General features: G+C 67.6%; 12 protein-coding genes. 7 read left to right on the top strand and 5 right to left on the bottom strand.

The window, feature by feature from the left end; all coding sequences use genetic code 11:
• Positions 1–21: 21 nt before the first annotated feature.
• From CXY91_RS23010 to CXY91_RS22995, 4 genes are all read right to left on the bottom strand, one after another.
• The gene (locus tag CXY91_RS23010) at positions 22–1,059 is read right to left on the bottom strand and encodes an ABC transporter substrate-binding protein (protein WP_091836615.1); all 1,038 of its coding nucleotides are present in this window, start codon (positions 1,057–1,059) and stop codon (positions 22–24) included.
• A gap of 68 nt (positions 1,060–1,127) precedes the next feature.
• Entirely contained in the window at positions 1,128–1,928 is an 801-nt protein-coding gene (locus tag CXY91_RS23005; protein ID WP_100963659.1) for an inositol monophosphatase family protein, read from the bottom strand.
• Complete coding sequence (gene iolG / locus CXY91_RS23000) at positions 1,925–2,929, bottom strand: inositol 2-dehydrogenase (RefSeq protein ID WP_100963657.1); 1,005 nt, start codon at positions 2,927–2,929, stop codon at positions 1,925–1,927. Before iolG ends, CXY91_RS23005 begins: the two co-directional genes overlap by 4 nt.
• 36 nt (positions 2,930–2,965) lie before the next feature.
• The gene (locus CXY91_RS22995; RefSeq protein ID WP_248307610.1) at positions 2,966–3,766 is read right to left on the bottom strand and encodes an SDR family oxidoreductase; all 801 of its coding nucleotides are present in this window, start codon (positions 3,764–3,766) and stop codon (positions 2,966–2,968) included.
• 124 nt (positions 3,767–3,890) lie between these two features.
• Here CXY91_RS22995 and CXY91_RS22990 point away from each other — a divergent pair, with 124 nt between their 5' ends.
• From CXY91_RS22990 to CXY91_RS22960, 7 genes are all read left to right on the top strand, one after another.
• On the top strand, positions 3,891–4,739 hold the full coding sequence (locus tag CXY91_RS22990; protein WP_100963653.1) for a MurR/RpiR family transcriptional regulator: 849 nt from the start codon (positions 3,891–3,893) through the stop codon (positions 4,737–4,739).
• A complete protein-coding gene (locus CXY91_RS22985) occupies positions 4,732–6,633 on the top strand; it encodes a bifunctional 5-dehydro-2-deoxygluconokinase/5-dehydro-2-deoxyphosphogluconate aldolase (RefSeq protein WP_100963651.1) in 1,902 nt (633 codons plus the stop codon). Before CXY91_RS22990 ends, CXY91_RS22985 begins: the two co-directional genes overlap by 8 nt.
• 11 nt (positions 6,634–6,644) lie before the next feature.
• Complete coding sequence (iolD, locus tag CXY91_RS22980) at positions 6,645–8,486, top strand: 3D-(3,5/4)-trihydroxycyclohexane-1,2-dione acylhydrolase (decyclizing) (protein WP_100963649.1); 1,842 nt, start codon at positions 6,645–6,647, stop codon at positions 8,484–8,486.
• Positions 8,487–8,500: 14 nt separating this feature from the next.
• On the top strand, positions 8,501–9,400 hold the full coding sequence (gene iolE, locus CXY91_RS22975) for a myo-inosose-2 dehydratase (RefSeq protein WP_100963647.1): 900 nt from the start codon (positions 8,501–8,503) through the stop codon (positions 9,398–9,400).
• Between the two features lie 14 nt (positions 9,401–9,414).
• Positions 9,415–10,218: a 5-deoxy-glucuronate isomerase gene (gene iolB / locus CXY91_RS22970; protein WP_100963645.1), complete on the top strand. Its 804-nt coding sequence runs from the start codon at positions 9,415–9,417 to the stop codon at positions 10,216–10,218.
• Complete coding sequence (locus tag CXY91_RS22965; RefSeq protein ID WP_248307609.1) at positions 10,215–10,967, top strand: hypothetical protein; 753 nt, start codon at positions 10,215–10,217, stop codon at positions 10,965–10,967. The genes iolB and CXY91_RS22965 overlap by 4 nt, the downstream gene beginning before the upstream one ends.
• Before the next feature lie 160 nt (positions 10,968–11,127).
• Positions 11,128–11,403 carry a hypothetical protein gene (locus tag CXY91_RS22960; RefSeq protein WP_100963641.1) on the top strand — a complete coding sequence of 92 codons (276 nt, stop codon included), beginning with the start codon at positions 11,128–11,130 and terminating at the stop codon, positions 11,401–11,403.
• Positions 11,404–11,420: 17 nt separating this feature from the next.
• Here the strand turns inward: CXY91_RS22960 and CXY91_RS22955 are convergent, their stop codons facing one another.
• The gene (locus CXY91_RS22955; RefSeq protein WP_091836592.1) at positions 11,421–12,062 is read right to left on the bottom strand and encodes a hypothetical protein; all 642 of its coding nucleotides are present in this window, start codon (positions 12,060–12,062) and stop codon (positions 11,421–11,423) included.
• Positions 12,063–12,072: the final 10 nt, after the last annotated feature.

Here is a 12,072-nt window from a genome sequence, read left to right as displayed (position 1 = left end):
AGCGTGCGCTCACTTGCGCGATCACTTCGGCAGCGCCTTGATCTCCTTGTCCCACTTGGTCAGCAGCCGGACCCGCTCGGCCGAGGAGCCGTATTTGACGAAGTCGTACTTGATCAGCTTCATGTCCGACATCTTCGGAGCCTGGGCCGGAACGGGCGCGTTCTTGTTTGAAGGCACCTGATAGGACTTGGCCGGTGCGGCGAGCGCCTGGGCGGCCGGGGTCAGGGCCCAATCGTAGAACTTCTTGGCGTTGTCGAGATTGCGCGCGCCCTTGACGATCGACATCGAGCCGATCTCGTAGCCGGTGCCCTCGCAGGGGGCGACGGCCTTGATCGGGTCGCCCTGCACGGCGAAGACGACGGCGTCATGGATGAACACGATGCCGACGGCGGTCTCGCCGAGGCTCGCCGCCTTGGCCGGGGCGGCGCCCGACTTGGTGTACTGGCTGATGTTCTTGTGCAGGGCCCTGAGATAGTCGAAGCCCTTGTCCTCGCCCATCAGTTGCACGACCGTGGCGAGCAGGTTGTAGGCGGTGCCCGAGGAGTTGGGGTCTGCGACCTGGACGTCGTCCTTCAGCTTTGGATCGAGCAGGTCGGCCCAGCATTTGGGCTCGTTGAGGCCCTTGGCCTTGATCTGCTGGGTGTTGTAGCCGAAGCCGAGAGCACCGGCATAGATGCCGACCGAACGCTTCTTGGCGGCCTCCCACTGGGCCAGCGCCCATTCGTGCAGGTCCTTGTTGGCGGGCGATTCGTATTCCTGGGTCAGGCCTTCCTCGGCCGCCTGCAGATGCGGGTCGCCGGTGCCGCCCCACCAGATGTCGCCGCGCGGATTGGACGATTCCGCCTTGAGCTGGGCGTAGATCTCGCCGGCGGACTTGCGGGTCATCGCGACCTTGATGCCGGTCTCCTTCTCGAAGGCGCCGCTCATGGCGCGGCACCATTCCTCCTGCACGCCGCAATACATGACGAGCGAGCCCTGGGCCTGGGCCGGAGCGGCGGCGAAGGCCGCGCTCGCCGCGGCGGCGAAAAGTCCGGCGCGAAGCCAGTGGTGTTTCTGCATGGTCTTCCTCCCGATATCTGGTTCTGTCTGTTCTTGTTGGGTCGATAGTGACCGGTCGTCGGCAAAGATCAACGGCTATTGTGCCGGCTTACTATTCCGGTGATGCGTTCCAGCTCGCCCGTCAGCTCCGGGGTGCAGCATAGCACCGGGTTGCCGGCCTTGATCGCATCGCCCGCGAAGAAGTCGTTGGCGTCGGCGCCGGCCTCGGTCGCGATCACCAGTCCGGCAGCGACGTCCCAGGCATTGATGTGCAGTTCGGCATAGGCTTCGGTACGGCCGATCGCGACATGGCAGAGGCCGAGCGCGCCGGAACCCGAGCGCTTGACCGAGGCGCCGGCGGCGAAGCCGCGGCCGACCGTGGCGAGATAATCCTCGGTGGGGATGCGGGTCGACCAGCCGAATTCGAGATAGGCGCGGCGGATGTCGGCGGTGCCGGAGACCTTGATCGGCTCGCCGTTCATGGTCGCGCCACGGCCGCGGCGGCCGAGATAGACCTCGCCCAGCGCCGGGGCCGAGATGATGCCGATCTCGGGAATGCCGTTGAGCAGCAGGCCGATCGAGATGCACCAGGTGCGATCGCCGCGGGCGAAGTTCGAGGTGCCGTCGATCGGGTCGATGATCCAGACCGCATCGGCGGCTTCGCCGCCGCCTTCCTCGCCGATCACCGCATCGCTCGGGAAGAGCACGGCAAGGCGCTCGCGCAGGAAGACCTCGACCGCACCGTCGGCGACAGTGAGCCAATCCTGCGCGCCCTTCATGCTGATGCCGAGGCTGTCCTTGCGGCCGAAATAGTCGAGCGCCAGGCGGCTCGCCTCGTCGACGAGACCGAGCACGGCGTACTGGCGCAGGTCGAGTTCGGCTGGCGTCATCCCAGCGATTCCAGCGAGACGGCGACCGGCTTGCCGGTGCGACGGGATTCTGTCGCAGCGTCGGCGAGAATCTGGGCCTTCAAGCCGTCGAGGCCGGAGGGAGAGGGCGCGCGCTTGTCGCGGCAGGCGCTGACGAAGGCGTCGAGCTCGGCGCGATAGGCTGCGGCATAGCGCTCCAGGAAGAAGTTCTGCACGGGGTCGGCGCGGAAGCCGGCGCCGGTCGCGATCTCGACCGTGGTCTCGTGGATGTTGCCGGCGCGCAGCATGCCCTTGGACCCGTGGACCTCGATGCGCTGGTCGTAGCCGTAAGTGGCGCGGCGCGAGTTCGAGATCTGGGCGATGCGCCCGCTCCCGGTGCGCATCAGCACGGCGGCGGTGTCGACGTCGCCGGCCTGGCCGATCGCAGGATCGACCAAAGCCGAGCCGAGCGCGAAGACCTCGACCGGCTCCTCGGCGAGGAGAAAGCGCGCCATGTCGAAATCATGGATCATCATGTCGCGGAACAGGCCGCCGGAGCGCTTGACGTACTCGACCGGCGGCGGGCCAGGATCGCGCGAGATGACGCTGACGATCTCGATCGCGCCGGCCTCGCCGGCGCGCAGCCGGCCCTCCAGAGCCGCGAAGTTGGGGTCGAAGCGACGGTTGAAGCCGATCATCAGCGGCTTGCCGGACTTCGAGACGACCTCGAGGCAGCGGCGGATGCGCCCGGCGTCGAGATCGACCGGCTTTTCGCAGAACACGGCCTTGCCGGCGGTGACGGCGGCCTCGATCAGGTCGGCATGGGTGTCGGTCGGCGTGCAGATCACCACGGCGTCGATGCCGCCATCGGCGAGGATCGCCTCCGTGCTCGCGACCCTGGCGCCGGACGCCTGGGCGAGCGAGGCGGCTGCCTCGGCGGACGCGTCGGAGAGCGCAACCAGTTGCGCATCGGCACGCGCCGCGACGTTGAGCCCGTGAATGCGCCCGATGCGGCCGGCGCCCAGCAATCCAAATCTCATCACGTCCGTGGTCCTGCGGTTCGAGAATGCTCCGGCGGCTCAGTCGTGCGCGCCGAGAATGGTCTGGTCGAAGTCGATATTGGCGCCCGTCATCAGTCCCGATTCGGCCGACGCCAGATACGCGACTGCCTTGGCGACCTCGCGCGGGTCGATCAGGCGGCCGAAGGGGCGGCCGGCCTCAGCCTGCTCCAGCCAGCCATCCTGCGCATCGTGACGCAGGCGCATGATCGCGTCCTCGCCGGGCGTCGCCATCCAGCCGATATTGAGGCCATTGACGCGGATGCGGTCGGCTAACAGCCCATAGGCGGCGTTCTTCGTCAGCGTCGCCAGCGCGCCCTTCGAGACGCTGTAGGCGGCCAGGAAGGGCTGGCCGCCATGGGCCGACATCGACTGGATGTTGACGATCGAACCCCGGATATCCTGCCTGCGCATCAGGGTCGCGGCGCCCTGGATCAGGAAGAACGGCGCGGTCAGGTTGACCGCCATGATCCGGGCATAGAGCTCCGGGCTCGTATCGAAGATCGTGCCGCGGTCGGTGTCGCCGGCGGCGTTGACGAGGATGTCGAGGCGCCCGAAAGCTTTCTCCGCGGCCGGGATGATCCCGCGGACTGCTTCGAGATCGGCAAGATCGGCGGCGTGGAAGAGTGCGTGGCAGCCTGAGGCCTTCAGCTTGCTGGCAACCGCCTCGCCACGCTCGCGGTTGCGGCCGGTCAGGACGAGGCCGGCAGCGCCGCGCGCGGCGAATTCGCGAGCGATCGCCTCGCCCAGGCCTTGGCTACCGCCGGTGACGACGGCGACCTTGCCGTCGAGGTCGCGGCGAAAGTCGGTTGGCTCGGACAACGTATGTCTCTCCCTGGGAGTGCCATTGTCACAATGGCACATTATTTTTATTGCGCTTGACTAATGGAACAAACATTCCATTCTCTGGCGGCGCAAGTCAAGGCCGCGAGAGCCCCTGTTCCCGATGACATCGCCAGTGCAGCAGGAAACGCCTAAGGACGATTTCGACGGCTTCGTCGCCCTGCTGCGCGAGCGGGGGGCGAGCCTGCCGAAACGGCTACGGCAGGTCGCAGATTATGCGCTCGCCAATCCCGACGACATGGCGCTGAGCACGGCGGCGCAGGTGGCACAGCAGGCCGGCGTGCAGGCTTCGACGCTGGTGCGCTTTGCCCAGGCGCTGGACTATTCCGGCTTCAGCGAATTGCAGCAGCTCTTCCGCTCGCGGCTGCGCCAGCAATTCCCGGATTATCGCGACCGGCTGGCAGCGCTGCGCGACGAAGGCGCGGCCGGGCCGAACATGGCGCAGGTGCTGCTGGACGGCTTCGTCGAGGCCAGCCGCAGCTCGCTGACGCGGCTGCAATCGACCGTGAAATACCATGACGTCGACCGGGCGACCGACCTGCTCGCCGGGGCGGAGACGATCATCCTCATCGGCGCGCGCCGGATGTTCGCGGTGGTGTCCTATCTCGCCTACGCCTTCGGCAAGCTCGGCATCCGGGCGGTGCTGGTCGACAACATCGCCGCGCTCGGCCCCGAGCAGGCGGCGATCGCGCGCGAGGGCGACGTCGTCGTTGCGGTGAGCTGCGCGCCCTATACGCCGACGACGGTCGGAATCGCGGCGCAGGCCCATGCCAAGGGCATCCCGGTGATCGCGATCACCGACAGCGCGCTCAGCCCGCTCGCCCAGCATTGCTCCCTGTGGCTCGAGGTCGAGGAGGCCGATTACGGCGCCTTCCGCTCGATGTCGGCCACTTTCGCGCTCGCCATGACGCTCGCCGTCGGCACCGCAGAGAAAGCCCGCCCCGATGCCTGAACCCGTGCTCGACCTGATCTCGATCGGCCGCTCCTCGGTCGACCTTTATGGCCAGCAGATCGGCGGCCGGCTCGAGGACATGGCCTCGTTCTCCAAGGCGGTTGGTGGCTGCCCGACCAATATCGCGATCGGCACCGCCCGGCTCGGCCTGAGATCGGCGGTGATCACCCGCGTCGGCGACGAGCAGATGGGCCGCTTCATCCTGGAGCAGTTGCAGCGCGAGGGCGTCGAGACCAGGGGCGTCGTCGTCGATCCCAAGCGCCTGACCTCGCTCGTGATCCTCGGTGTGCGCGACGAGAAGACCTTCCCGCTGATCTTCTACCGTACCGATTGCGCCGATGCGGCGCTCGACGAGAGCGAGATCGACGAGGCCTTCATCGCCTCGGCCAAGGCGGTGGTTGTCACCGGCACGCATTTCGCCATTCCGAACGCCGCCAAGGCGCAGCGAAAGGCGATCGCGCTCGCCCGCAAGCATGGCCGCAAGGTCGTGTTCGACGTCGACTACCGGCCCAATCTCTGGGGCCTTGCCGGGCATGGCGCCGGCGAGGAGCGCTATATCCGTTCCGACAGCGTCACCCAGCATCTCCAGGCGATCCTGCCGGAGTGCGACCTGATCGTCGGCACCGAGGAGGAATTGCACGCCGCTGGCGGCTCGGAGGATACGCTCGCCGCGATCCGCAACATCCGCGCGCTGAGCCAGGCGACGATCGTCTGCAAGCGCGGGCCGATGGGCTGCGTGGTTTTCCCAGGAGCCATCCCTGCCTCGATCGAGGACGGGATCAAGGGGCCGGGCTTCCCGGTCGAGGTCTACAATGTCCTGGGCGCCGGCGATGCCTTCATGTCGGGCTTCCTGCGCGGCTATCTCAGCGACGAGCCGATCGAGACCTGCTGCACATGGGCCAATGCCTGCGGCGCCTTCGCCGTCTCGCGCCTGCTCTGCTCGCCGGAAAGCCCGACCTTCGCCGAATTGCAGTTCTTCCTGAAGAATGGCTCGCCGCACCGGGCGCTGCGCCATGACGTGGCGATCAACCATGTCCATTGGGCGACGACACGCCGGCCGCAGGCGGCGACGCTGATGGCGCTCGCGATCGACCACCGCTCCCAGATCGAGGCGATGGCGGACGAGGCCGGCGTGCCGCGCGAGCGCATCGCAGCGTTCAAGCGGCTCGCCGTCGATGCCGCGGCGCGGATTGCCAAGGGTGCCGAGGGCTTCGGCATGCTGCTCGACGGGCGCCATGGCCGCGAGGCGCTATTCCGCGCCGGCGATCACGGTTTCTGGGTCGCACGGCCATTGGAGGTGCCGGGCTCGCGACCGCTCAGGCTCGAAACCGATGCCGATGGTTCGCTCGGTGCGGTGCTGAACGAGTGGCCGGTCGACCATGTCGTCAAGGTGCTGGCCTTCTATCATCCCGACGACGACGCGGCGCTGAAGGCCGAGCAGGAGGCGACCTTGAAGCGCGTCGCGCTCGCCTGCCGGCAGGTCGGCCGCGAGCTGCTGGTCGAGATCATCTGCTCGAAGAACGGTCCGGTTGGCGACGACACCATGGCGGCAGTCATGCGCCGGCTCTACGACATCGGGATCAAGCCGGACTGGTGGAAGCTCGAGGGGCAGCCGAGTGCAGCGGCCTGGGCGGCGGTCGATGCCGCGATCGCCGAGAACGATCCCTATTGCCGGGGCGTCGTGCTGCTCGGGCTCGACGCGCCGCTGCCGGAGCTGGAGGCTGCGTTCCGGCTGGCGCAGACCGCCAGGACGGTGAAGGGTTTCGCGGTCGGCCGCAGCATCTTCGGAGAGGCCGCGCGCGGCTGGCTCGCCGGCAAGCTCGATGACGAGGCTGCGACCGCGATGATGGCCGAGCGCTTCGGCCGGCTGGTCGACGCCTGGCAAGCGCGCTGAGGAGACAGGTCATGAGCACGATCAGGCTCACCATGGCGCAGGCGCTGGTGGCGGCGCTTGCCGCGCAGAAAACGGTCGTCGGTGGCCGCACGCTGCCGCTCTTCGCCGGCGTCTGGGCGATTTTCGGCCATGGCAATGTCGCGGGCTTGGGCGAGGCGCTGCATGGCGCCCGCGATATCCTGCCGACCTTGCGCGCCCATAACGAGCAGGCGATGGCGCATTCGGCGATCGCCTTTGCCAAGGCCTCACGCCGGCGCCGGATGATGGCGGTGACGAGCTCGATCGGCCCCGGCGCGACCAATATGGTGACGGCCGCCGCGGTCGCGCATGTCAACCGCCTGCCGCTATTGTTGCTGCCGGGCGATGTCTTCGCCGGCCGGCGGCCCGATCCGGTGCTGCAGCAGATCGAAGATTTCGGTGACGGCACCGTCTCGGCCAATGACTGCTTCAAGCCGGTCTCGCGCTATTTCGACAGGATCACCCGGCCGGAGCAATTGATCCCCGCCTTCCAGCGGGCGATGCAGGTGCTGACCGATCCATCTGAGTGCGGGCCGGTGACTTTGGCCCTGTGCCAGGACGTGCAGACCGAGGCTTTCGACTACCCCGAGGGCTTCTTCGCCGAGCGGATCTGGCAACCGCGCCGGACGCGTCCGGACGAGGCGGAACTGGCGCAGGCGGTCGCGCTGCTGAAGGGCGCGAAGCGACCATTGGTCGTCGCCGGCGGCGGCACGCTCTACAGCGAGGCAGAAGGCGAGCTCGCGCGCTTCTGCCTGGCGCACGGTATCCCGAGCGCCGAGACCCAAGCCGGCAAGAGCGCCCTGCCGCATGATCACCCGCTTAATCTCGGAGCGATCGGCGTCACCGGCACTGGCGCGGCCAACGATGCCGCGAAGCATGCCGATGTGGTGCTCGCGGTCGGCACGCGCCTGCAGGACTTCACCACCGGCTCGCGCGCGCTCTTCGCCGATCCGGAGTGCCGAATCATCGGGCTGAACACGCAAGGATTCGATGCCGGCAAGCATGGCGCGCAGCCGCTGGTTGCCGATGCCAAGGCCGGGCTCGCCGAGCTGGAAGCCCCACTGGCGGGGTGGAAGGCGCCGGCAGGCTGGAGCGCGCAGGTGCAGGCATCGCGTGATGCCTGGCTTGAAACCGCCGCGCGTTACACAGCGATGAGCAACCAGGCCCTGCCGAGCGATGCACAGGTTGTCGGCGCGGTACAGCGCCAGAGCCGGGCGAGCGATGTCGTGCTCTGCGCCGCCGGCGGCCTGCCGGGCGAATTGCACAAGCTCTGGCAGGCCGGCGCGCCCGGCGGCTACCATATGGAATATGGTTATTCCTGCATGGGCTACGAGATCGCCGGGGGCTTGGGGGCCAAGCTCGCCGACCCGGCGCGAGAGGTCTTCGTCATGGTCGGCGACGGCTCCTATCTGATGATGAACTCGGAGATCGCGACCTCGGTGATGCTCGGGATCAAGCTCACCATCGTCGTGCTCGACAACAGAGGCTTCGGCTGCATCAACCGTCTGCAGAACGCGACCGGCGGCGCCTCCTTCAACAATCTCCTGCGCGATACCCGCCATGAGACGCTGCCGGAGATCGATTTTGCCGCGCATGCCGGCGCGATGGGCGCGATCTCGCGCAAGGTCGCCGGTTTGGCTGAACTTGAGACCGCACTGGCGGAGGCGCGCGGCCATGATCGTACCAGCGTCATCGTCATCGATACCGATCCGCTGATCTCGACCGATGCCGGCGGGCATTGGTGGGAGGTGGCGGTGCCCGAGGTCTCGGTACGCGACGAGGTCAAGGCAGCGCGCAAGCGCTATGACGGCGCACTTGCCGCGCGCGACAACTGATCAAAGAGGACGACATGCCTATCCGTATCGGCGCCAACCCCATCGGCTGGTCGAATGACGATCTGCAGGACATCGGCGGCGCGACGCCGCTCGAAACCTGCCTGGCCGAGGCCCGCGAAGCCGGCTTCGTCGGCATGGAACTCGGCCACAAATTCCCGCGCGAGCCCAATACGCTGAAGGCGGCGCTCGATCCGTTCGGCATGGCCTGTATCTCCGGCTGGTATTCGGCCGAATTGCTGAAGCGCGACGCTGATGAAGAGATGAAGCATTTGCGTGCCCATCTCGACCTGCTCAAGGCGATGGGCTCGACCGTGCTGGTCTTTGCCGAGACCTCGAACGCGATCCATGGCGACCGCTTGAAGCCTTTGTCGCAGCGGCCGGTTCTGGAAGCGGGCGATTGGGCGCAGTTCGGCCGCAGGATCACCGAGGTCGCCGAGCGCACGCTCGCCGAGGGCGTCCGGCTGGTCTACCACCACCATATGGGCACCATCGTCGAGAGCGAGGCCGACATCGACGCCTTCATGGCCGCGACGGGCGAGGCGGCGCATCTCCTGCTCGATACCGGCCATGCGACCTGGGGCGGGGCCGACCCGGTCAAGCTCGCGCAGCGCTACCGTGCCCGCATCAGCCATGTCCATGCCAAGGATGTGCGCAAGGGCGTGATGGAGCAGGCGCGCAAGGAGGACTGGAGCTTCCTCGACGCCATCCTCGGCAAGGGGCAGGAACTTGGCGTCTACACCGTGCCGGGCGACGGCATGGTCGACTACCCCGCCGTCTTCAAGGCGCTGCCGGGCTATTCCGGCTGGGTCGTGGTCGAGGCCGAGCAGGATCCGCAGAAGGCGCATCCGCTGACCTATGCCAAGAAGGGCGTCGCCCATCTCGAGAAAAGCCTGAAGGAGGCCGGGCTCGCCTGAGCTCGGACACGATCATGTCGAAGCTGCTGGTCAAGCCGCAGGCGCCCGATGCCGAGGGGCGCATCCATGAGGTCACGCCCGAGACGGCCGGCTGGGAGCATGTCGGATTCGCCGTGCACAAGCTGGCCGCCGGGCAGAGCCTGTCGCGTGAGACCGGGGACAGGGAGCATTGTCTCGTGCTGCTCTCGGGCAAGGTTGCGGCCAGCGCCGGAGGTCAGGATTTCGGGGTGATCGGCGGGCGCTCCTCGCCGTTCGAGCCCGATCCCTGGTCGCTTTATGTGCCGGCCGGCTCGAACTGGAGCCTCACCGCACAGGGGCAATGCGAGCTTGCGATCTGCTCGGCGCCAGGTGCGGCCGGGGTGCGACCTGCCCGCATCATCGGCCCGGCCGATGTCGGTTCGCTGACGCGCGGGGAGGGCAGCAACACCCGCCATGTCCGCAACATCCTGCCGGAGACGGAAGCCGCCGACGGCCTGCTCGTCGTCGAGGTGATCACGCCTTCGGGGTGCTGGTCGAGCTATCCGCCGCACAAGCATGATCAGGACAATCTGCCGGCGGAATCGCTGCTGGAGGAGACCTATTACCACCGGCTCGACCCGCCGCAGGGCTTCGGCTTCCAGCGCGTCTATACCGACGACCGCTCGCTCGACGAGACCATGGCGTTCTCGGATGGCGATGTCGTTCTGGTGCCGAAGGGCTACCACCCCGTCGGCGCGCCGCATGGCTACGAGCTCTATTATCTCAACGTCATGGCCGGGCCGAAGCGGGTCTGGAAGTTCCACAACGACCCTGCGCATGAGTGGATGCTGAAGGCGTGAGCGAGGCGAGCGGGATCGAGCTGATCGGCGACGAGGATCTCGCCTATCTCAAAAGCCGCACGGCCTTCGTTGCAGGTGCCGGAATGGCGCTCGACGATAGCTACCGCCTGGCGCATCTGCCGCTGATCGACCCTGCCCATCCCGGGGCGATCGCGCGCAAGGACGGCACGCATTACGACAACGGTCGGCACCCGCCGATCTATTCACTGGTGGTGCCGACGCTGGGCTTGCAGGAGGCGCCGGCTTACCAGGAGCTGGAGCGCGAGCTGCGCGCGTCGCTGCTCGCGGGCAAGATCGCCTGGGACATCGTCAGCCGGCGGCAGGCGAAGCTGCATGCGACGGTGTGCGGCTCGCTGTCGGTCGGTGCGCCGCCGCTGATCGATCCTGCGGCGCGAGAGGCGCTCTCGCGCATCGGGCCGGTCGACATGGAGCTGCGCGGCCTGTTCTCGGGCAACGTCAATCGCGGCCGGCTCTATCTGCGACTGTACCCGGAACGCCGCGACGGGCAGAACATGCTCCACCTTCTCCAGCGGGCGCTCGGGCGGCCGACCAGTGATCTCTATGTTGTCGGCATCTGGAACCTGAGCGACGATCTCGACGTGGCCGAGACTGCAGCGCTTGCTGGTCTGATCGAGCGCTGGTGGGACAGGCCGATCCTGCGCTTCACAGCCGACAGCCTGTGGCTGATGGGGGCCAGCGACGACCTCGTGCTCGACTCGCAGATCGTCGAGACACTGAGTCTGACATAGGCTGCGTCTCGTCCTTGGCGCCGTTCCGGCTTGCCTTGCCGGCCTGACAGGTCTACCTCGCGGCCATCGCTTTCTGCCGCCGCTCGCGCGGCTCCGCGATCTCTCGGCCCGCCATCGAGCGCTGCGGCCGGGCAGATCGCTCAACCAACAGGACTGAACCATGGCCCGCAAGAAATCAAAGCCGCTCGACGCGGCCTTCGTACTGTTCGACGTGTTCTATGAGGACGGCTCGCGCAGCTCCAATCGCCGCGTCCCCACCGAGCTGCTCGGCGGGATCGATGGCGACGATCCCGCGCTGGAGGCAATTCAGGAGCAGGACCGCATCATCGCCGAGAGGTCGGGCAAGCCGCCGCTGACGATCCGGAGTGTGGTGCGGGCCGGCGATGCCGAGAAGCAGGCGGCTCGCCAGGCGGAGAAGGCCTCGCGCCGGGGCTGAGCCGCCCAGTCGATCGGTTACCGCTTGGCCCGGCGGCGGGCGGCAGGTTGCGACTGGCCGCTGCTGCCGCTGCTGCTCAGAAGAGAGCCAATCACATAGAGCGCCAGTCCGACGCCGACCACAGCGGCAAGGGGCTCGCGCTCGCCGCGACGCATGAGCATCTGGCCGCCTTCACGGGCGTAATCGCGGCCCATGTCGAGATATTCCTGCCCGCGGCTGGCATAATCGCGGCTGCGATCGAGCTGTTCGCGGCCACTGCCGACGAGATCGCGCCCGGCGCGCAGCGCCTGGTCGCTGTAGTCGCGCAGCATGCGTGTCCAGCCTGATGTGTCGGGTTGCCAGCTCGACCGGCGTGGCGTCATCGCCCAGGCGAGCAGGCCCACGCTGACCGCGCCGATGGCAAAGGCCGCGAGCGGGTGGCGGTTGACCGTCTCGACTGCCGCCTCGCCGGTTTCCTGGGCATAGCGGCCGGCGTCGCGCAATGTGTCGCGGGGATCGATCTCGGCCAGCTTCTCCTTGGCCCGTCCATAACCGTCCTTGACGGTTTCCGCCGTGCGGTTGGCGAGGTCTGCGGCCCGAGCCGCGACGCTACCCGTCGCACGGTCGATCTCATCCTCGTGCGAGGGTACGTCCGGCGGCAGGCGCTTGTCGTTGTCCATCGTTCGACTC

This window comes from Allobosea sp. FBZP-16 (assembly GCF_002831785.1).
Lineage (GTDB): Bacteria > Pseudomonadota > Alphaproteobacteria > Rhizobiales > Beijerinckiaceae > Allobosea > Allobosea lupini.
Note: the sequence above shows the minus strand (reverse complement) of the source record. Positions and strands in the feature narration are given on the sequence as shown.

Excerpts from the sequence above, each read along its gene's own strand:
- CXY91_RS23010 (WP_091836615.1), bottom strand. The coding sequence starts at position 1,059 with ATGCAGAAACACCACTGGCTTCGCGCCGGACTTTTCGCCGCCGCGGCG.
- CXY91_RS22990 (WP_100963653.1), top strand. The coding sequence starts at position 3,891 with ATGACATCGCCAGTGCAGCAGGAAACGCCTAAGGACGATTTCGACGGC.
- CXY91_RS22985 (WP_100963651.1), top strand. The coding sequence starts at position 4,732 with ATGCCTGAACCCGTGCTCGACCTGATCTCGATCGGCCGCTCCTCGGTC.
- iolB (WP_100963645.1), top strand. The coding sequence starts at position 9,415 with ATGTCGAAGCTGCTGGTCAAGCCGCAGGCGCCCGATGCCGAGGGGCGC.
- CXY91_RS22955 (WP_091836592.1), bottom strand. The coding sequence starts at position 12,062 with ATGGACAACGACAAGCGCCTGCCGCCGGACGTACCCTCGCACGAGGAT.
- iolE (WP_100963647.1), top strand. The coding sequence starts at position 8,501 with ATGCCTATCCGTATCGGCGCCAACCCCATCGGCTGGTCGAATGACGAT.
- CXY91_RS23005 (WP_100963659.1), bottom strand. The coding sequence starts at position 1,928 with ATGACGCCAGCCGAACTCGACCTGCGCCAGTACGCCGTGCTCGGTCTC.
- CXY91_RS22960 (WP_100963641.1), top strand. The coding sequence starts at position 11,128 with ATGGCCCGCAAGAAATCAAAGCCGCTCGACGCGGCCTTCGTACTGTTC.
- iolD (WP_100963649.1), top strand. The coding sequence starts at position 6,645 with ATGAGCACGATCAGGCTCACCATGGCGCAGGCGCTGGTGGCGGCGCTT.